General features: G+C 70.3%; 17 protein-coding genes. 8 read left to right on the top strand and 9 right to left on the bottom strand.

The window, feature by feature from the left end:
* The first annotated feature begins 18 nt into the window (after nt 1-18).
* The 4 genes from V8Z80_RS17805 to glcF all read left to right on the top strand — a co-directional run bounded on the left by V8Z80_RS17805 (nt 19) and on the right by glcF (nt 5384).
* A complete protein-coding gene (locus tag V8Z80_RS17805) occupies nt 19-1428 on the top strand; it encodes an FAD-linked oxidase C-terminal domain-containing protein (RefSeq protein WP_155195714.1) in 1410 nt (469 codons plus the stop codon).
* A 90-nt stretch (nt 1429-1518) separates the two neighbouring features.
* On the top strand, nt 1519-3018 hold the full coding sequence (locus V8Z80_RS17800) for an FAD-linked oxidase C-terminal domain-containing protein (protein WP_155195716.1): 1500 nt from the start codon (nt 1519-1521) through the stop codon (nt 3016-3018).
* Nucleotides 3019-3029: 11 nt separating this feature from the next.
* Nucleotides 3030-4136 (top strand): glycolate oxidase subunit GlcE, encoded by a 1107-nt coding sequence (gene glcE / locus V8Z80_RS17795; RefSeq protein ID WP_336062978.1) that lies wholly within the window; start codon nt 3030-3032, stop codon nt 4134-4136.
* A 3-nt stretch (nt 4137-4139) separates the two neighbouring features.
* Nucleotides 4140-5384 (top strand): glycolate oxidase subunit GlcF, encoded by a 1245-nt coding sequence (gene glcF / locus V8Z80_RS17790; RefSeq protein ID WP_155195720.1) that lies wholly within the window; start codon nt 4140-4142, stop codon nt 5382-5384.
* Nucleotides 5385-5397: 13 nt separating this feature from the next.
* On the opposite strand, the gene V8Z80_RS17785 is transcribed toward glcF, so the two are convergent.
* Complete coding sequence (locus V8Z80_RS17785) at nt 5398-6294, bottom strand: alpha/beta hydrolase (RefSeq protein WP_336062977.1); 897 nt, start codon at nt 6292-6294, stop codon at nt 5398-5400.
* Nucleotides 6294-8504 (bottom strand): FepA family TonB-dependent siderophore receptor, encoded by a 2211-nt coding sequence (locus V8Z80_RS17780; RefSeq protein ID WP_336062976.1) that lies wholly within the window; start codon nt 8502-8504, stop codon nt 6294-6296. Before V8Z80_RS17780 ends, V8Z80_RS17785 begins: the two co-directional genes overlap by 1 nt.
* A 213-nt stretch (nt 8505-8717) precedes the next feature.
* On the opposite strand from V8Z80_RS17780, the gene V8Z80_RS17775 reads away from it, so the two are divergent.
* Entirely contained in the window at nt 8718-9707 is a 990-nt protein-coding gene (locus V8Z80_RS17775) for a helix-turn-helix transcriptional regulator (protein WP_336062975.1), read from the top strand.
* Nucleotides 9708-9759: 52 nt separating this feature from the next.
* On the opposite strand, the gene V8Z80_RS17770 is transcribed toward V8Z80_RS17775, so the two are convergent.
* From V8Z80_RS17770 to V8Z80_RS17745, 6 genes are all read right to left on the bottom strand, one after another.
* Nucleotides 9760-11232, bottom strand: a complete 1473-nt coding sequence (locus V8Z80_RS17770) for an NAD(P)(+) transhydrogenase (Re/Si-specific) subunit beta (protein ID WP_336062974.1) — start codon at nt 11230-11232, stop codon at nt 9760-9762.
* Nucleotides 11229-11567, bottom strand: a complete 339-nt coding sequence (locus V8Z80_RS17765) for an NAD(P) transhydrogenase subunit alpha (RefSeq protein WP_155195728.1) — start codon at nt 11565-11567, stop codon at nt 11229-11231. The genes V8Z80_RS17770 and V8Z80_RS17765 overlap by 4 nt, the downstream gene beginning before the upstream one ends.
* A 3-nt stretch (nt 11568-11570) precedes the next feature.
* A complete protein-coding gene (locus V8Z80_RS17760) occupies nt 11571-12689 on the bottom strand; it encodes a Re/Si-specific NAD(P)(+) transhydrogenase subunit alpha (RefSeq protein ID WP_336062973.1) in 1119 nt (372 codons plus the stop codon).
* 103 nt (nt 12690-12792) lie between these two features.
* Nucleotides 12793-14079: a Zn-dependent hydrolase gene (locus V8Z80_RS17755; RefSeq protein WP_336062972.1), complete on the bottom strand. Its 1287-nt coding sequence runs from the start codon at nt 14077-14079 to the stop codon at nt 12793-12795.
* Nucleotides 14076-14951 carry an N-formylglutamate amidohydrolase gene (locus V8Z80_RS17750; RefSeq protein ID WP_336062971.1) on the bottom strand — a complete coding sequence of 292 codons (876 nt, stop codon included), beginning with the start codon at nt 14949-14951 and terminating at the stop codon, nt 14076-14078. The genes V8Z80_RS17755 and V8Z80_RS17750 overlap by 4 nt, the downstream gene beginning before the upstream one ends.
* 117 nt (nt 14952-15068) lie before the next feature.
* Complete coding sequence (locus tag V8Z80_RS17745) at nt 15069-16049, bottom strand: Bug family tripartite tricarboxylate transporter substrate binding protein (RefSeq protein ID WP_155195736.1); 981 nt, start codon at nt 16047-16049, stop codon at nt 15069-15071.
* A gap of 156 nt (nt 16050-16205) precedes the next feature.
* Between V8Z80_RS17745 and V8Z80_RS17740 the strand changes: the two genes are divergently transcribed.
* The 3 genes from V8Z80_RS17740 to V8Z80_RS17730 all read left to right on the top strand — a co-directional run bounded on the left by V8Z80_RS17740 (nt 16206) and on the right by V8Z80_RS17730 (nt 19203).
* Nucleotides 16206-17117, top strand: a complete 912-nt coding sequence (locus tag V8Z80_RS17740; RefSeq protein ID WP_155195738.1) for a LysR substrate-binding domain-containing protein — start codon at nt 16206-16208, stop codon at nt 17115-17117.
* 45 nt (nt 17118-17162) lie between these two features.
* Nucleotides 17163-18272, top strand: coding sequence for a tRNA 2-thiouridine(34) synthase MnmA (mnmA, locus tag V8Z80_RS17735; RefSeq protein WP_155195740.1), 1110 nt, complete (start codon nt 17163-17165; stop codon nt 18270-18272).
* Between the two features lie 106 nt (nt 18273-18378).
* On the top strand, nt 18379-19203 hold the full coding sequence (locus V8Z80_RS17730) for a sulfite exporter TauE/SafE family protein (protein WP_336062970.1): 825 nt from the start codon (nt 18379-18381) through the stop codon (nt 19201-19203).
* Nucleotides 19204-19328: 125 nt separating this feature from the next.
* On the opposite strand, the gene V8Z80_RS17725 is transcribed toward V8Z80_RS17730, so the two are convergent.
* The gene (locus V8Z80_RS17725) at nt 19329-19940 is read right to left on the bottom strand and encodes a glutathione S-transferase N-terminal domain-containing protein (RefSeq protein ID WP_155195742.1); all 612 of its coding nucleotides are present in this window, start codon (nt 19938-19940) and stop codon (nt 19329-19331) included.
* Nucleotides 19941-20010 lie beyond the last annotated feature (70 nt).

Genomic DNA, 20010 nt, shown 5'->3' with positions numbered 1-20010 from the left:
GCCGCAAGGTATCCAGACATGAACGCCCCCACAGAAGGCCAACGCCTGTCCCGCCCCGTGCCCGAAGGCATGTGGGCCGAACTCCAGGCCCGGTTCGGCGCCAGGCTCTCGCGCGCCCACGCCGTGCGCGAGCACCACGGCCGCGACGAATCGCCGTATCCGCCCATGCTGCCCGAGGCCGTGGTGTTCGCCGAAAGCACCGAAGAGGTGGCTTTCGTGGCGGCCCTGTGCAATACCCACCGCATCCCGCTGATTCCCTATGGGGCCGGCTCCTCGCTCGAAGGCCACCTGCTGGCCATCGAGGGCGGCATCAGCCTGGACCTGCAGGGCATGAACAAGGTGGTGGCGGTCCATGCCGAGGACCTGACCGCCACGGTGCAGGCCGGCGTGACGCGCAAGCAGCTCAACGAGGCGCTGCGCGAGACGGGCCTGTTCTTTCCCATCGACCCGGGCGCGGACGCCAGCCTGGGCGGCATGGCCGCCACGCGGGCCTCGGGCACCAATGCCGTGCGCTACGGCACCATGCGCGAGAACGTGGTCAGCCTCACGGTGGTCACGGCCCAGGGCAAGGTGGTGCGCACCGGCAGCCGCGCGCGCAAGTCGTCGGCCGGCTACGACCTGACCCGGGTGTTCGTGGGCAGCGAGGGCACGCTGGGCATCATCACCGAGGTGACGGTGCGCCTGTATCCGCAGCCCGAGGCGGTTTCGGCCGCGGTGTGCAACTTCGACACGCTGCAGGACGCCGTGCAGTGCGTGATCCAGACCATCCAGCTTGGCGTGCCGGTGGCGCGCGTGGAGTTCCTGGATGCGGCGGCGGTGCGCTCGGTCAACCTCTACAGCAAGCTGGCGCTGCGCGAGTCGCCCATGCTGCTGTTCGAGTTCCACGGCAGCCCCGCGGGCGTGCAGGAGCAGGCCCAGACGGTGCAGGAGCTGGCGCGCGAACTGGGCGGCAAGGATTTCGAGTGGGCCGAGCGGCCCGAAGACCGCAACCGGCTCTGGACGGCGCGGCACAATGCCTACTTTGCCGGCTTGCAGCTGCGCCCGGGCTGCCGCTCGAGCACCACCGACGTGTGCGTGCCGATCTCGCGGCTGGCCGAGTGCGTCGGGGCGGCCGCCCAGGCGCTGGCCAGCGCCAGCTTTCCCTCGACCATCGTGGGCCATGTGGGCGACGGCAATTTCCACGTGCTGATGCTGCTCGATCCGGACAGCCAGGCCGAATGGGAAGAGTCCGAACGCATCAACCACCGCATCGTGCGCCAGGCCATCGAGGCCGACGGCACCTGCACCGGCGAGCATGGCATCGGGCTGCACAAGATGCAGTTCATGGCCAGCGAGCACGGCGAGGACGCGCTGGCGCTCATGCGCAGCCTCAAGCATGCCTTCGATCCCAACAACATCCTGAATCCCGGCAAGATCGTCAGCTGGTAGACGCGCCGCGGGCTGGCCTGGCCCGCCGGTACTTGCCTAGGGTAAACCCAGGCGTGGCAAGCCCAGGCCGCCACGCTATCTTCTCTGGTTATGAATGCGATCGTTGAAACGGGAATGACGGCCGCCACGGCCGTGCCCACCCAGCAGGAACTGGTGGCGGCGCTGGGCGAGGTCGTCCCGGCGCACTGCCTGCTGTACCGCGAGGAAGACACGCGGCCCTACGAATGCGACGGCCTGTCGCTGTACCGCGCGCTGCCCAAGGCGGTGGTGCTGCCCGAGACCGAGGCCCAGGTGCAGCAGGTGCTCAAGCTATGCAAGCGGCTGAACGTGCCGGTGGTGGCGCGCGGCGCGGGCACCGGCCTGTCGGGCGGGGCCATGCCGCATGCCGAGGGCGTGCTGCTGGGCCTGGCCAAGTTCAACCGCATCCTGGGCATCGACCTGCCCAGCGCCACGGCGGTGGTGCAGCCGGGCGTGCGCAACCTTGCCATCTCCGAGGCCGCCGCGCCCTACGGCCTGTACTACGCGCCGGATCCTTCCAGCCAGATCGCCTGTACGATCGGCGGCAACGTCGCCGAGAACTCCGGCGGCGTGCATTGCCTGAAATACGGCCTGACCGTGCACAACGTGCTGCGCGTGCGCATGGTCACCATGGACGGCGAGATCGTCGAGCTGGGCTCGGCCGCGCCGGATGCGCCTGGCCCCGACCTGCTGGCCGCCTTCATCGGCTCCGAAGGCATGCTGGGCGTGGTGACGGAAGTCACCGTCAAGCTCGTGCCCAAGCCGGCGCGCGCGGCCGTCATCATGGCCAGCTTCGATTCGGTGCAGGCCGCCGGCGACGCGGTAGCCAAGGTCATCGCCGCGGGCATCATCCCGGCCGGGCTCGAAATGATGGACAAGCGCGCCATCCATATGGTGGAGCCCTTCGTCAACGCCGGCTACGACATGCAGGCCGAAGCCATCCTGCTGTGCGAATCGGACGGCACCGAGGAAGAGGTGTCCGACGAGCTGCTGCGCATGGAAGAGGTCTTTCGCAGCGTCGGCGCCACGCGCCTGCAGGTCTCGGCCGACGAGGCCGAGCGCCTGCGCTTCTGGGCCGGCCGCAAGAACGCGTTTCCCGCCGCAGGCCGCGTCTCGCCCGACTATTACTGCATGGACGGCACCATCCCGCGCCGCCACCTGGCCCGCGTGCTCTCTGCCATCCAGCAGATGGAGGACGAATACCGGCTGCGCTGCGCCAACGTCTTTCACGCCGGCGACGGCAACCTGCACCCGCTCATCCTGTTCGATTCGAACCAGCCCGACGAGGTCAGCCGCGCCGAGAAATTCGGCTCGGCCATCCTTGAGCTGTGCGTGCAGGTGGGCGGCACCGTCACCGGCGAGCATGGCGTGGGCATCGAGAAGATCAACGAGATGTGCGTGCAGTTCTCGCGCGAGGAGCTCGATCTTTTCAAGGGCGTCAAGCACGCCTTCGATCCGGCCGGATTGCTCAACCCCGAAAAGGTGATTCCCACGCTGTCGCGTTGTGCCGAGCATGGCAAGATGCACGTGCACGGCGGCGAATTGCGCTTTCCCGACCTGCCGCGTTTCTGAAGGAGCGAGCCATGGATTTCGTTCTCTCGGAACTGTGCGACCAGGTCATGACCGCCAGCGCCGCGCACCGGCCGCTGCAGGTGCGCGGCGGCGGCACCAAGTCCTTCTACGGCAACGGCCCGGTGCCGACCGGCCAGGACAGCCACCACGTGCTGGATATGACCGCTTATCGCGGCATCGTCAGCTACGAGCCTTCCGAACTGGTGGTCACCGCCCGCGCCGGCACGCCGCTGTCCGAGCTGCAGGCCGTCCTGGCCGAGCAGGGGCAGATGCTGGCGTTCGAGCCGCCGCACTTCGGCGGCGCCGCCACGCTGGGCGGCTGCGTGGCCAGCGGGCTGTCCGGGCCGCGCCGCATGGCCGCCGGCGCGGTGCGCGATTTCGTGCTGGGTGCGCGCCTGCTTGATGCGCAGGGCCGCGTGCTCCGGTTCGGCGGCGAAGTCATGAAGAACGTGGCCGGCTACGACGTCTCGCGCATGCTGGCCGGCTCGCTGGGCATCTTCGGCGCCTTGCTGGAGGTCTCCCTGAAGGTGGCGCCGCTGCCCCTGGCCGAGCGCACCTTGCGCCTGGAACTGGCCGAGGGTGCCGCGCTGGCGCAGCTGGGCGTCTGGCGCGCCAAGCCCCTGCCGATTTCGGCGGCGGCCTGGGCCGTGTCGGGGCAGGCCCCGCGCGGCGAGCTGACCGTGCGCCTTTCAGGCGCGCCCACCGCCGTCGATGCGGCCAGCCGCGTGCTGGGCGGACAGGCCATGGATCCGGCCCAGGCGCAGGCCTGGTGGCAATCGCTGCGCGAGCAGACCCATCCCTTCTTCCAGCCGCGGCCGCTGTGGCGCCTTGCCGTGCCGCCGACCACCCCGCCGCTGGGCCTGGGCCCCACGCTCATCGAATGGGGCGGCGGGCAGCGCTGGCTGGTTGGCGATCACGACATCCAGGCCGTGCGCGCGGCCGCGCAGGCGGCCGGCGGCCATGCCACGCTGTTTCGCGCGTCCGGGCACGACCAGGCCCTGGCCGGGGGCGTGTTCCATCCGCTGGCCCCGGCCGTGGCGCAGATCACGCGCCGGCTCAAGGAAGCATTCGATCCGCTCGGGATATTCAACCCCGGGCGCATGTATCCAGGTCTTTGAATCATGCAAACCAATCTTGCCGCCTGGGCGCGCGATGCCGAGTACGCCGAGCAGGCCGAGGAAATCCTGCGGCGCTGCGTGCATTGCGGGTTCTGTACCGCCACCTGTCCCACTTACCAGGTGCTGGGCGACGAACTGGACAGCCCGCGCGGGCGCATTTATCTCATCAAGCAGGTGCTCGAGGGCGAGGCGCCCACGCGCTCGACCCAGGTGCACCTGGACCGCTGCCTGACCTGCCGCAACTGCGAAACCACCTGCCCCTCGGGCGTGGCCTACGGGCACCTGGTGGACATCGGCCGCGCCGTGGTCGAAGAGCGCGTGCAGCGCCCGCTGGGCGAGCGCCTCAAGCGCGCCGCGCTGCGCAAGGGCCTGAACTCGCCGCTGTTCGAGCCAGCCATGCGGGCCGGCCAGGCCGTGCGCGGGCTGCTGCCCGAGGCCATCCGGCGCAAGGTGCCCGAGCGCCGGCCGGTCGGCGCGCTGCCCGATCCGGGCCGCCACAGCCGCCAGGTGCTGATGCTGGCCGGCTGCGTGCAGCCTGCGATGATGCCCAGCATCGACGCGGCCACGCTGCGGGTGCTCGATGCGGTCGGCATCGGCGCGCGCACGGTGGCCGGCTCGGGCTGCTGCGGCGCGATCAACTTCCACCTGGACGACCAGCCGGCCGGCCTGGCGCAGATGCGCGCCAACATCGATGCCTGGTGGCCGCTGATCGAAAGCGGCCAGGCCGAGGCCATCGTGATGAACGCCTCGGGCTGTGGGGCGATGGTGCACGAGTATGCCCATCACCTGCGCCATGATCCGGCCTATGCCGAGAAGGCGGCGCGCATCGTCGAGAAGGTGCGCGACGTCAGCGAGCTGCTGGCGCCGCACGCGGCCGAACTCAAGGCCAGGCTGGGCGGGGCGGCGCCGGCCGGCGAGCGGGTGGCTTTCCATCCGCCCTGCACCTTGCAGCATTGGCAGCACTTGCGGCCGGTCACCGAGAAGCTGCTGGCCGAGCTGGGCTTTGCCTTGCAGCCTTTCACCGAAAGCCATCTGTGCTGCGGTTCGGCGGGCGCCTATTCGGTGATGAACCCCGACATCGCCACCCAGCTGCGCGACCGCAAGCTGGCCAGCATCGCGCCGGCCGAGCCCCAGCGGATCCTGTCCTCGAACGTCGGCTGCATCACCCATCTGCAAAGCGGCACGCAAACGCCGGTGCAGCACTGGATCGAGGCCGTCGACCAGGCCCTGGCGCGCCAGGCGGCCTGAGCGGCGGCAAGTCCTAGGGCCGCAGCGCGATCCGCACGGCCCATGGCACCGTGGCGGCCAGCATCTGGCCGTGCGCCAGCCCCGGCAGCACGTGCAGCGCCGCCCGCCGGCCGCCGCGCGCGGACAGGGCCTGCACGAAGGCCTCGGCCTGGTCCTGCGTGGGCTCGCCGCCGGCGCAGGCGCCGCACCGCTGCCGCCGCAGCTTTTCCTCGCCGCCGACCAGCACGGTCAGGCTGGCGGCCGCAAGGCCGGCCGGCGCCGTGCGCGCGCGCTCGGCCATGAAGGGCGCATGCCACCACAGCGAAGGACTGGCGGCGACGTAGCGGTCGTAGCTGTGGGGCTGCGCCAGCAGGGCGTGCAGCACGAACAGGCCGCCGTAGGAGTGGCCGTACAGGGTGCGCCGGCGCGCATCGAGCGGCAGTTCGGCCGCCAGGCCGCGGTGCAGTGTTTGCAGAAACGCCAGGAAGGCATCGGCGCCGCCATTGCGCCGGGCCGGGGCGCGCGGGTCCGGCAGCGGGCCCGGCGCGCCTGGCGGCAGGGGCGTGTAGTCCCAGGCCCGGCTGCGCACATCGAAGCGGCCCGGCGCGTCGTAGCCCAGGGCCACGACGACCAGCCCATCGTGCGCCTGCATGGGCAGGGCCTGCAGGGCGGCCGTGCCGTCGAGCAGGTAGAGCACCGGCCACCCTTGCGCCGGCGCCGGCCCGGCCGGATGCAGGATGGCGACCTTCCAGGCGGCATAGCCGGCCGGATGCGGATACAGGCGGGTCTGGCGCAGCCCCGTCCAGGGGACGGCCGGGGCCATCGCCTGGCCGCCGGCCCGGGCCGCGGCGGCGGCCCGCGCCCAGGATCCGGCGCTGGCCATGCCCGCGGCCAGCAGCGCGCCGGTCACCAGCTTGCGGCGCCGGCGCATCAGAACGAGAGCGTGGCCGAGGCGAAGTACGCCCGGCCCGGCTCGTTGTAGCTGGCCGCGCCGGCATAGTCGGCCACCCCGGCGCGGTACAGCTTCTTGTCGAACAGGTTGTTCACGCCCACCGTGAAGGCCAGGTGGCGGTTCGCCGTATAGCGCGTGCTCAGGCCCACCAGCGCATAGGGCGAGATATCGCGGCGGTTGTCGTCCGGGATTTCGACGTTGCGCCGGGCCGTGTACGAGGGCGACTCCTGCTTGCCGTACCAGGTCAGGCTGGCCTGCAGCGCCCAGGCGTCGTTCACGCGCCAGTCCAGCGTCGAGTTGACGGTGAACTCCGGGATCACGCTCAAGGGTTCGCCGGTGCGCTTGTCCTTGGATTCGATCATGTAGGTGAAGTTGGTGTTCCAGTCCAGCGCGGGGGTCAGCGGCAGGAACACGTTGCCTTCCACGCCCTCGATCACCGCCTTGCCGGTGTTGACCCATTGCAGCACGCGCTGGCCGTTGTCCAGGCGATAGGCCGTCTCGTTGCTGGCCACGATCTTGTTGCGATAGTCGTTGCGAAAGTATGCCGCGCTGGCGCGCCAGCCGCCGGTATCGTAGGCCAGGCCGATCTCCTTGTTGACGCTGGTCTCGGGCGAGAGGTCGGCATTGCCTTGCAGGAAGCAGCCGTTGGCGTTGGTCTCGGCCTGGTTGCAGCCGAAGCCGCGGCTGTACAGCAGGTAGTTGGGGTTGGACTGGTACAGGTTGGGTGTCTTGTAGGCCCGCGCGATGCCGCCCTTGAGGGTCAGCCTGCCGGTCAGCTGGTAGGACGCGTTCAGGCTGGGGCTCCAGTGGGTGCCGAACTTGTCGTGGTGGTCCATGCGCAGGCCCGGCGTGACGGTGGCGCGCGGGCCGGCCTCGATGTTGTCCTCGATGAACAGGGCGTAGCTGTTGGCGCGCTGGCGGGTCTGGCTGCGGTCGAAGCCGCCGATGGCCCCGGGCGGCGGGTCCCAGAAGGTCGGGCGCATCGAGCCGGGGTCGTTCAGCGATTCGCGCAGGTATTCGGCGCCCACCGTCAGCACCTGGTCCAGGCCCAGCGTCAAGGGCACGTTGACTTCGCCGCTGGCGCGCCAGTTCTTCAGCCGCGCGGTGTACCAGCCTTCGCCTTCGGCGGGGGCCCCTTCCGGGCCGCCGGCCAGGCCTTCGTTCAGGCGCGAATTGCGCGTGCCCTCGTAGCCCACCGAGACGCGCGAATCGCCCCAGTCCCAGCGGCCGCGATGCGTCAGCCCCAGGGTGTTGCGATACATCACGTAGGTTTCCTGGCCGTACAGGCTGTCGATGAAGGCCGGGTTGCCGCCGCCGTTGTTCAGCATGGTGTCGCCGGCGTAGCGGTTGCCCTGGCGGCTGTAGCCGGCGTCCAGCTCCAGGCTCTGGCGGCTGTCCAGCGCCCAGCTCAGCAGGGCGTTGATGTCCCGGTTGACGAAGCCCTCGCGCCCGGCGATGCCGGTCTGGTCCTCGCTGACGTTGTGCGCGTTGATGTCCTGCGCGTCGGGGCGGGTCTTGCTGTAGCCGCCGTACAGGCGGAACGACAGCGTCTCGCTCAAGGGACCGCTCAGGCGGAAGTTGGCCCGGTGCGACTCGCCCTCGTCGCCGTCCTCGGGTTGGCTGGTGTAGTAGGTGACCGAGCCGCTGAGCCTGTCCGTGGGCCGCTTGGTGATGATGTTGACCACGCCGCCCATCGCCCCCGAGCCGTAGCGCGCCGCCGCCGGCCCGCGGATCACCTCGATGCGCTCGACCTCCTCGGCCGGCACCCAGTTGGTGTCGCCGCGGGTGTCGCGGTCGCCGTTCCAGCCGTAGCGCACCGGATTGCGCGAGGAGACCGGCTTGCCGTCGACCAGGATCAGGGTGTTTTCCGGGCCCATGCCGCGGATGTCCACCTGCCGGCTGTTGCCGCGGTTGCCGCTGGCGCTGTTGCCCGTCAGGTTCACGCCGGGCTCGCGCCGGATGATTTCGGACAGGTCCGTGGCCGGGGGGCGCTTGGCGATGTCCTCGGCGGTGATCACCGACACGCCCAGCGATTCCTTGATTTCCTCCTCCGCGGTGCCCAGCACCTGGACGGACTGCATTTGCGTAACGCCGGCCGTCTGCGCCAGCGCGGGGCCGGCGGCCAGGTACAGCAGGCCCGCCGCATAGCGGCGCCTGAAGGTCGGACGGAAAGAGTGGGGTGCGCTCATGGTCGGCTTCTCCTGGACGAGGGTTGCCGCCGAACAACAGTGCTGACGGCGGGCGGCCCCCGCGCTGCATGCTTGTGATTTAATTGATAACGATTTGCATTAACTGCGGTTCCGGTATTGTCAAGGCATCCGCCCCGGCGCGGTTTTGCCCCGGCACCGAAACCTTTTGTGCAATCGCCAACCTGCCTGCCAGCCATGTGCCCAGATTCCGCCTTGCCCGCCCGTCATGCCCGCGTGCCCGCCGACCGGCTGCACGCGCTCTCGCCGCACGCGGCCACCGACTACCGCCTGTCGGTGCCCCGGCGCGAGCAGCCGGTGCTGCAGGGCGTCTTCGACACCCTCACGCTGCCCAGCGGCCTGACCGTGCACCGCGTGGACGCGCGCGAACTCCAGGGCTCTGAGGTCCATGCCGTGCTCAAGGAGGGCCTGCGCATCGCGCTGGTGGTGGGCGGGCGCGCCCAGGTGGGCTTTGGCAACCTGTCGCTGCATCTGGGGCCGGGGGCGCGCCCCGGCGAGCCGGTCCTGGGCGCCATGGTGTCGGTGGCGCGACCCGAGCGCTTCTATCGCCGCGGCATGCGCGGCGCCGTCGAGCGCACCGTCTCCATCTCCGTGCCCTACACCTGGCTGGACGCCTGGCTGCCCCTGGATGCGCGCGGGCAGGCCATACGCGCCCATGCGCACACGCACCTGGCGGTCAAGACCTGGCCGCTGTCGGCGCAGGCGCTGGCGCTGGCCGAGCAGCTGCTCGTGCCCGCGCCGGTGGTGCCGGCCCTGTGGAATCTTTATGTGGAGTCGCGCGTGCTGGGCTTGCTGTCCGAGGCCTTTGGCTGCTGGGACCGTTCCCAGGCCCCTGCGCCCGAGGCGTCGGCGCGCCTGCGCCCGCGCGACCTGCAGCGCATGGCGCAGCTGCGCGACTGGCTCGACAGCGGCCAGGCCGATGGCCTGGGCCTGGCCGAGATCGCCATGCACGCCTGCATGAGCGTGAACACGCTGCAGCGGCACTTTCGCGCCGCCTGGGGCCGCACGGTGGTGGATTACCTGCGCGATGCGCGGCTCGAGCGGGCGCGCGCCGCGCTCGAGCGCGGCGGGCTGAGCGTGACGCAAGCCGCCTGGGATGCGGGCTACAGCAGCCCGGCCAATTTCGCCACCGCCTTTCGCCGCCGCTACGGCCTGGCGCCCGGACAGGTGCGCGCCGGGGCCTGACAGGCCCGGCCGGTCGGGCCGCCCCCGCTGCGGACGGCGGCCCTGGCCGCGCCTACTCCACCGCCTTGGCCATCTCCTCGAGCACCTTCTTGGCGTCGCCAAAAACCATCATGGTCTTGTCCATGTAGAACAGCTCGTTGTCCAGGCCGGCATAGCCGGCGGCCATCGAACGCTTGTTCACGATGACGGTGCCCGCCTTGTAGGCTTCCAGGATGGGCATGCCGGCGATGGGCGAGGACGGGTCGTTCTTGGCCGCCGGGTTGACCACGTCGTTGGCGCCCAGCACCAGCACCACGTCGGTCTGGCCGAATTCGCCGTTGATGTCCTCCATTTCGAAGACCTGGTCGTAGGGCACCTCGGCCTCGGCCAGCAGCACGTTCATATGACCGGGCATGCGTCCGGCCACCGGGTGGATGGCGTACTTCACCGTCACGCCCTTGTCCGCCAGCTTCTCGGCCAGCTCCTTGAGGGCGTGCTGCGCGCGCGCCACCGCCAGGCCGTATCCCGGCACGATCACCACGGTCTGGGCTTGGCCCATCAGGAAGGCCGCGTCCTCGGGGCTGCCCGGCTTGACGCTGCGCGCGGCCTGGCCGGCTGCGTCGGCGGCCGGCGCGGCGCTGCCGCCAAAGCCGCCCAGTATCACGTTGAAGAAGGACCGGTTCATGGCCTTGCACATGATGTAGGACAGGATCGCGCCGGAGGAGCCCACCAGCGAGCCGGCGATGATCAGCATGGGATTGTTCAGCGAGAAGCCGATGCCCGCGGCCGCCCAGCCCGAATAGCTGTTGAGCATCGACACCACGACCGGCATGTCCGCGCCGCCGATGGGGATGATGATCAGCACGCCCAGCACGAAGGCCAGCGCGGTCATGACGATGAAGGGCAGCCAGGCCTGGGTGGCCATGAACCACAGCCCGCAGCCCAGCATGGCCAGGGCCAGCAGCAGGTTCAGCAGGTGCTGGCCGCCGAAGACCACCGGCGCGCCCTGGAACAGCCGGAAGCGGTACTTGCCCGAGAGCTTGCCGAAGGCGATGACCGAGCCCGAAAAAGTGATCGCGCCCACGAAGGTGCCGATGAAAAGCTCCAGCCGGTTGCCGGCCGGAATGGGCTGGCCGGGCGCGGCGATGCCGAAGGCATGCGGCTCGGCCACCACCGCCACGGCGATGGCCACCGCCGCCAGCCCGATCATGCTGTGCATGAAGGCGACCAGCTCGGGCATCTTGGTCATCTCGACGCGCCGGGCCATCACCGCGCCGGCCGAGCCGCCGGCCAGCAGGCCCAGCAGCACCCAGCCCAGGCCCGGCGCGGCCGCCTGCAGGCCCGTGGCGCCGCCGGTCCCGCCCGGCGCAGGGGCGGACAGCGCCACGATCAGCGCGCCCGTGGTGAGCACGGCAATGGCCATGCCGGCCATGCCGAAGGCATTGCCCCGCCGCGAGGTCGAGGGATGCGACAGGCCCTTGAGCGCCTGGATGAAGCACACCGAGGCGAGCAGGTACAGCAGCGTGACCAGGTTCAGCGAGATCATCGTTGCGCCTCCTGCTTGCCGGCCGGCTGGCCGCCTGCCGGCGGGCGCGGCTTCTTGCGGAACATCTCCAGCATGCGGCGGGTGACCAGGAAGCCGCCGAACACGTTGACGGCGGCCAGCGCCACGGCAAGCACGCCCATGCCGCGCGCCAGCGGGGTATCGGTCAGGGCCGCGGCCAGCATGGCCCCGACGATGACGATGGCCGAGATCGCGTTGGTCACGGCCATCAGCGGCGTGTGCAGGGCCGGCGTGACGTTCCAGACCACGTGGTAGCCCACGTAGATGGCCAGCACGAAGATGATGAGGTTGATGAGGGTGGGATCGATGGCGTCCATGGTTCAGCCCTTGTGCACGATGCTGCTGTTTTCGCAGACCAGGCAGGCCGCGACGATTTCGTCTTCGCGCCGGATGGCCAGCGCGCCTTGCTTGTCGGTGACCAGGCCGGTGAACTCCAGCAGGTTCCGGGCGTAGAGCGCCGAGGCGTCGGTGGCCAGCAGCGCGGGCAGGTTGGTCAGCCCCACCAGGACCACCCCGTGCTTCTCGGCGATGCGGCCCGGCTCGGACAAGGCGCAGTTGCCGCCGCGCTCGGCGGCCAGGTCCACGATCACCGAGCCGGGCCGCATGGCTCGCACCGTCTCTTCGGTCACCAGCACCGGCGCCGGCCGGCCGGGAATCAATGCGGTGGTGATGACGATGTCGGCCTGGGCGCAGCGCTCGGCCACGCGCGCGGCCTGGCGCGCCATCCAGGCGGGCGGCATGGGCCGCGCGTAGCCGCCGGCGCCCTGGGCGATCTCGCGCTCCTCGTCGGTCTCGAAGGGCACGTCGATGAAGCGCGCGCCCAGCGACTCGATCTGTTCGCGGGCCGCCGGGCGCACGTCCGAGGCCTCGACCACCGCGCCCAGCCGCCTGGCCGTGGCGATCGCCTGCAGCCCGGCCACGCCCGCGCCCAGGACCACCACGCGCGCGGCCTTGAGCGTGCCGGCCGCGGTCATCATCATCGGCAGGATGCGTCCGTAGTGGCTGGCCGCCAGCAGCACGGCCTTGTAGCCCGCCAGGCTGGCCTGCGAGGACAGCACGTCCAGGCTTTGCGCGCGGGTGATGCGCGGCGCCCGCTCCAGCGCGAAGCAGGTGGCCCCGGTGGCCGCCAGCGATGCCAGCGCGGCCGTGTCGTAGGGATCGAGCATGCCCGCCAGTACCGTGCCCGGCCCCAGCCGCGCGAGTTCGTCGGCCTGCGGGGCGCGCACCTTCAGGACCAGGTCGGCCTGCCAGGCGTCCCCGGCCGGGACGATGGCCGCGCCCGCCTGCGCGTAGTCCTGGTCGGGATAGCGGGCGGCCTCTCCGGCGCCGGCCTGTATCCGGACTTCATGGCCGGCGGCCAGGTACTTGCGGACGGTATCGGGAACGATCGCGACGCGCGTCTCCCCCTCCCGGGATTCGCGCGGGATGCCTATGCGCATGGGGTCTCCTCACTGTCTGGGTGCCGCGGTGTGGCTTGTTCTGATCTGGGCGGCGGTGCCCAGTTATACCAAGACGGGGAGCAGGGCGTAAGAGGGGGCCGGCTCAGCGGCCGGCCGCATCCAGTTCGAGCAGCGCTTGCGCAAGCACGCGGGTGCCGTCGTGCAGCTGGGCCGGCGTGATGCTTTCTTCGGGGCAATGGCTGCGGCCTTGCAGGCAGGGAACGAACACCATGCCCGCCGGCCCCAGCCGGGCCAGGTAGGCGGCGTCGTGGCCCGCGCCGCTGGGCAGGACCAGGTGTTCGTAGCCCAGCTTCTGCGCGCCGGCCTGCACGGCCCGCATCACGCGGGCATCGCAGGCGGTGGGCGAGGAGCGGCTGAGTTCGCGCCGCGAGACGGTGCTGCCGGTGGCGGCCACGCCCGCCTGCACGCGCTGCAGCAGCCGGTCGGGGAAGGTCTCCAGCACGCCGTCGTCGTCGCTGCGTATCTCCAGCACCAGTTCGACGTGCCCGGGCACCGCGTTGGGCACGTTGGGCGCGGCCTCGATGCGCCCGACGGTGGCCACCACGTAGTGGGGCTGGCCGCTGAGCTCGCCGGCCAGCGTATAGGTCCCGTCGATGATGCGGGCGGCGGCCACCAGGGCGTCGCGGCGCAGCGTCATGGGGGTGGTGCCGGCGTGATCGGGCCGGCCCTGGACCGCCAGCGCCACGCGGCGGATGCCGACGATATGGCTGACCACGCCGATGGGGATGCCGCGCTGCTCCAGCACGGGGCCTTGCTCGATGTGCAGTTCCACGAACGCGGCGATGCTGCCGGGCGCGCGCGCGGCGGCCGGCAGCTGCGAGGGGTCCCCGCCGCAGCGCGCCAGGCCTTGGGCCAGGGTCTCGCCGTCGGGCCGCGCGCAGGCAAGCATGTCGGGCGTGAGCACGCCGGCCATGCCGCGGCTGCCGACGCAGGAAATGCCGTAGTCGCTGGGCTCCTCGGACAGGAAATCCACGACTTCCAGCGGGTGCTCGAGCTGGCGGCCCTGTTCGTTCAAGGCATGGGCGATCTCGATGCCGGCCAGCACGCCGATGATGCCGTCAAAGCGCCCGCCCTCGACCACGGTATCGCAGTGCGAGCCGGTCATCAGCGGCGGCAGCGCCGGCTGGCGCCCGGCGCGCCGGCCGATCAGGTTGCCGGCCGCATCCAGGGTCACGGACAGCCCGGCCTGGACCATCTGCTCGCGCAGCCACTGGCGCGAGCGGGCATGCAGCTCGCCGAAGGCCCGGCGCGTCCAGGGGCGCTGCGGCTCGGTGTAGCGGGCCAGCGCCTGCACGCGCTGCCATAGCCGCCCGGCATCGATGGCCAAGGGCGGCGCATCGCTCGTCGCTTGCTCGCCGGGCCGGTTCAAAGCTGTTCCCGCGTCCATTGGCCGATGGCGGCCACCAGCAGGCGCAGGTCCTCGCGCAGCCTGGCGTAGCCTTCGTTCGGACGCAGCGTGGTCTCGTCCATGTACAGCTTGCGGTTGATCTCCAGCTGCAGGCTGTGGCGGCCCGCGGCCGGATTGCCGGCCCGGCGCACGATCTCCACGCCCTTGTACGGGTCGTTCACGCCGACCTCGTAGCCGCGTGCGCGCAGCCATTGGGCCACCATTTCGCGAAAGGCCGGATCGCTGGTGCTGCCGTCCCGGTCGCCCAGCACGAAATCGGGATGCACCAGGCCGGGCTTGTCGGTGGCGTAGGCGCCGGCCACGCTGGGCATGGAGTGGCAGTTGATGTGCCAGACCTTGCCGAAGCGCGCCTGGGCGGCCGACAGCAGCTCGTCCAGCGCGCGATGGTAGGGCTGCCAGCAGGCCTGGATGCGGTGATGCACTTCCTCGTGGGACAGCTTGCGGTCGTAAAGCGGCGTGCCGTCATCGAGCATGCGCCAGATCAGGCCCTTGCCCAGGCGCACCTTGGCGCTGTCGGGCAGGGGCGTGGGCCAGGGCTGGTCCAGCAGCTGCGGGTCGATCTCCTCGCAGGCGCGGTTCGCGTCGATATAGCTGCGGGGAAAGCGGGCGGCCAGCATGGGCACGCCCTGTTCCAGCGCGCCGTCCCACAAGTCCGCCACCCAGGTGTCTTCGGCCGTGCGCAGCACGCCGTGGGCCACCGCCGGCGCGAAGTCGGGCGGATAGTCGGTGCCGCTGTGCGGGGAGTCCAGGACCAGCGGCAGCGCATCGGGCGATTCGGGATAGCCGTTGGGAACGATGAGCCGGTATGACAGGGGTTGGGTATGGGATCGCATAAGGGGGTGATACGGCGGGGGTGGAGCGCCGGCGCGCGCGGCGCGCCGGTTGGGAATGGGCCGCGCCGCGCGCCCCGGGAGGGCGGCGGCGCCCGGCATGGCGCCGGGCCAGGCGGCTTAGTCGATCTTGACGTTGGCTTCCTGGGCGATGCGCGCGTTGCGCTCGATCGTTTCCTTGATCTGCGCGGCGAACTCTTCCGGGGTGTTGCCCACGGGCGTGGCGCCCAGCGAGGCCAGGCGCTCCTTCAGCTCGGGGCTGGCCAGGGCCGCGATGGTGGCCTTGGACAAGGCCTCGAGCACCGGCGCGGGCAGGCCCGCCGGGGCCACCAGGCCGAACCAGGAAGGATCGTTGACGGCCTGCAGGCCGACCTCGGCGAAGGTGGGCACGTCGGGCAGGGTGGGCGTGCGTTCCGGGGCGGCCACCGCCAGGGCGCGCAGCTTGCCGCTCTGGGCATGGGGCAGGGTGGAAGGCAGGTTGTCGAACAGCACGTCCACCTGGCCGGCCAGCGTGTCGTTCAGGGCCGGGCCCACGCCGCGGTAGGGCACGTGCAGCAGGTCGGTTTCCGAGGCCATCTTGAACAGCTCGCCCATCATGTGCGAGACCGAGCCGTTGCCGGCCGAGGCATAGCTCAGCTTGCCGGGTTCCTTCTTGGCCAGTTCGATGAACTCGGCCATGTTCTGCGCCGGCACCTTGGGATGGATCGCCATGATGTTGGGCACGGCGGCCAGGGCGGTGATGGGGGTGAAGTCCTTCTGGGCGTCGAAGGGCAGGTTCTTGTAGACGGCCGGGTTGATGCCGTGGGTGCTGACCGTGGCCACGCCGATGGTGTAGCCGTCGGGCTTGGCGTTGGCGATGGCCGCGCTGCCGATCGAGCCGCCGGCGCCGCCGCGGTTCTCGACCACGATGGTCTGCTTGAGCTCGGCGCCCAGGCGTTCGGCCACCAGGCGGCCCAGCACGTCAGTGGTGCCGCCGGCGGGGAAGGGCACGATCATGGTGATCGGGCGGGTGGGATACTCGGCGGCCTGGGCGCCGGCCACACAAGCGAGCGCGGCGCTGCCGGCCACGCATAGTTTCAGAAGCCATTGACGGGATTGCATTGGTTTCCCCTTTTGAGGTGACTGGAAAGCGGACCGGATGGTCCATGCCGCCATTCTTGGCCGGGACCGGGCCATCGTGCAAACGAAAGATGCTCAATCAGGTATTCCATTTGGTAATGCTATAGTCGGGGTTTTCCCCTATCCCTGTGCGGCGAGATGCGTCGTTTCTGTCCTTCCACCACCGACCTGCTGGCCTTCGAGGCGACGGCCAGGCATGGCAGCTTCACCCGCGCGGCCGAACAGCTGTGCGTAACCCAGGGCGCGGTCAGCAAGCAGATCAAGAGCCTGGAGACATTCCTGGGCGTCAGCCTTTTCGTGCGCGGCCGGCACGGGTTGACGCTGACCGATGCCGGGCGGGGCTATCTGAACAAGATCGGCCCGGGCCTGCGCCAGATCGAGGCGGCCTCGCTGGCGCTGATCGCCAGGCAGGAGCTGGGCGGCACGCTGCACCTGACGGCCATGCCCACCTTCGGCGCGCGCTGGCTGATCCCGCGGCTGCCGGCCTTCAAGCAGCGGCGCCCGGACATACACGTCGAATTCCTGCCGCATCAGCAGGGCTACGATTTTTCCTGGCCGGAGCTCGATGCCGCCATACGTTTCGGCAGCGGCGACTGGCCGGGCAGCTTCTCGGACTACATCGTCGGGCGCGAAGTGCTGCCGGTCTGCCATCCGCGCCTGGCCGAGCAGTGCGCCCGCCCGCAGGACCTGCTGCGCCATCCCCTGCTGCACCACACCAGCGCCTTGCAGGCCTGGCCGGAGTGGTTCCGCGAAGCCGGCATCGATACGCCGCGCAGCCGCGAGGGCGCCTGCTTCGACCAGTATTCCCTGCTGACGCACGCGGCGATCGCCGGTCTTGGCATCGCCCTCATCCCCTCGTGCCTGGTCGAGGAGGAAATGCGCGACGGCAAGCTGGCCACCGCCTTGCGCCTGCCCATCCTGTCCAGCCGCGGCTATTACCTTTGCTATCCCGAATACAAGGCCGGATTGCCCGCCCTGGAGGCGTTTCGCGCCTGGCTGCTCGAGGCCGTCGCGCACGAGCGCGCGGCCCCGGCCGGCGATCCCGCCTAAAATAGCCGCACTATGCAAGCATTTCCGGAAGCAGGGCGGCAAAAAATGCCCCTACGCAAAAAGGCCCGCGTCGTCGTGGGCATGTCGGGCGGCGTCGATTCCTCGGTGACGGCGTGGCTGCTCAAGCAGCAGGGCTACGAAGTGGTCGGCCTGTTCATGAAGAACTGGGAAGACGACGACGACTCCGAATATTGCTCCAGCCGCCAGGATTGGCTGGATGCGGCCAGCGTGGCCGACCTGGTCGGGGTGGACATCGAGGCGGTCAACTTCGCCGCCGAGTACAAGGACCGCGTGTTCGCCGAGTTCCTGCGCGAGTATTCGGCCGGCCGCACGCCCAATCCCGACGTGCTGTGCAATGCCGAGATCAAGTTCAAGGCCTTCCTGGACCATGCCATGGGGCTGGGCGCGGACCTGATCGCCACGGGCCACTATGCGCGCGTCAGGCGGGTGGACACGCCGGCCGGCCCGCGCACCCAGCTGCTCAAGGCGCTCGATGCCAGCAAGGACCAAAGCTATTTCCTGCACCGCCTGAACCAGGCGCAGCTGGCGCGCACGCTGTTTCCGCTGGGCGAGCTGCCCAAGACCGAGGTGCGGCGCATCGCCGGCGAAATCGGCCTGCCCAACGCCGCCAAGAAGGATTCCACCGGCATCTGCTTCATCGGCGAGCGGCCGTTTCGCGAGTTCCTGAACCGCTACCTGCCCACGCAGCCGGGCCCGATCCGCACGCCCGAAGGCAAGGTGCTGGGCCAGCATCACGGGCTGGCCTTCCATACGCTGGGCCAGCGCAAGGGCCTGGGCATCGGCGGCGTGCGCGGCAGCCAGCGCGAGGACGGCACGGCCGACGCCTGGTACGCGGCGCGCAAGGACCTGGCCGCCAACACCCTGTACGTGGTGCAGGGCCATGACCATCCTTGGCTGCTGTCGCGCACGCTGCAGGCGCAGGACGCCAGCTGGATCGCCGGCGAGCCCCCGGCGCCGGCCGCCTATGCCGCCAAGACGCGCTACCGCCAGGCCGACGCGGCCTGCCGCCTGGCCCCTGGCGCCGGCGAGCGTTTCGCGCTGGATTTCGACCACGACCAATGGGCCGTGACCCCCGGGCAGTCGGCCGTGCTCTACGACGGCGAAGTCTGCCTGGGCGGAGGCATCATCGTCTGATCCCGCCGCCGCCCGCGCCGCCGGGCCGGGCCCGGCAGCCTTGCCGCGGCGCGCGCGCCAGTTTTCCTATCCCTGTCTTTTCAAATCTCTCTAAAGGAATTTCGTCGTGGATCCAGTCTTTATCGTCTGCCTGTTGATACTGGGCGCGGCCGTCGGTTTTGCCGCCGGGCTGCTGGGCATAGGGGGGGGCATGCTGATGGTGCCTTTCCTGACCATGTTGTTCACCTGGCAGAAGATGCCGCTGGACCTGGTGGTGCACGCGGCCATCGCCACCTCCATGACCTCCATCCTGTTCACCTCCGTCTCCAGCGTCTGGGCGCACCACCGCAAGGGCGCCGTGCGCTGGAAGATCGTGGCCATGATGGCCCCGGGCATCATCATCGGCGGCCTGGTCTCGGGAGGCGCGGTCTTCGCGGCGCTGAACACCGCCTGGCTGTCGCTGGCCTTCGCGCTGTTCGTGGGCTATTCGGCCATGAACATGCTGCGCAACCGCAAGCCGGCGGCCGCGCGCCAGATGCCCGGCGTGGCGGGCAGCTCGGCGGCTGGCGCCGGCATCGGCTTCATCTCGGGGCTGGTGGGCGCGGGCGGCGGCTTCCTGTCCGTGCCTTTCATGGTCTGGTGCAACGTGGCGCTGCACAACGCGGTGGCGACATCGGCGGCGCTGGGTTTTCCGATCGCGCTGGCCAACAGCGTCGGCTACATCTTCGCGGGCCTGAACGAAACGTCCGGCCAGCCCGGCATGCTGGGCTACATCTACCTGCCGGCCCTGGCCGCGCTGGTGGTGGTCAGCGTGCTGACCGCGCCGCTGGGCGCGAAGGTGGCGCACCAGCTGCCGGTCGGCACGCTCAAGAAGGTGTTCGCTTTCCTGCTGTTCGCCCTGGCGGCCTACATGCTGTACAAGGCCGGCGTGGCCTTCGCCGCAGGGGTGTAGGAGGGCCCCCCCCGAGGCGCTGCGCGCCTCCCCCCAGGGGGGCGCGCTGGCGGACCGGCGCAGCCGGCTCCGCGGCGCCCCGATGGGGTCGAGGCTGGCGTAGGGCTATCTCGTCAGGTTCGTGGTCAGGCCACGGGCGGGGCGGTGTCGATGAAGGACTGGCGGGCGGACAGCTTGGCGTACAGGCGCGCCAGGTTGGCGTGGCCGGCGCGCCAGTCGATCTGCGCGAAGCGCAGGTCCAGGTAGCCCAGCGCGCAGCCGACGGCGATGTCGGCCAGGCTGTAGTTCACGCCCATGCAGAACGCGTGATCGCCCAGGCTCTTGTCCATGGCCGCCAGCGCGGCGGTGACCTTGCCCTGCTGGCGGTCGATCCATTCCTGGCTGCGCTGCGATTCGGGGCGCTGGCTTTCCTTGAAACTGAGCACGCAGGCATCGAGCACGCCGTCGGCGATGGCTTCCCAGCACTTGACCGCCGCGCGTTCGCGGCCGGTTTGCGGAATCAGCCGGCTGACCGGCGAGAGCGTGTCCAGGTATTCGACGATGACGCGCGAGTCGAACAGGGCGCCGTTGTCTTCCATGACCAGGCAGGGCACCTTGCCCAGCGGGTTGGTGGCCTGGATGGTGGAGTCGGGGGCCCAGACGTTCTCGAGCTCGAGGCGGTAATCCAGTTTTTTTTCTGCCATCACGATGCGGACCTTCCGCACGTAGGGACTGGTCAGAGAGCCTATGAGTTTCATGTGTAAGGGAAGCAAGAAAGCCGGCGCCGCGAGGCGGGCGCAGTGCCGCGCAAGCCCGGGGCTTGCGGCA

Source organism: Orrella sp. JC864 (genome assembly GCF_037026685.1).
GTDB lineage: Bacteria > Pseudomonadota > Gammaproteobacteria > Burkholderiales > Burkholderiaceae_B > Orrella.
The sequence above is the reverse complement of the archived record's forward strand: the minus strand, read 5'-3'. Positions and strand labels throughout refer to the sequence as shown.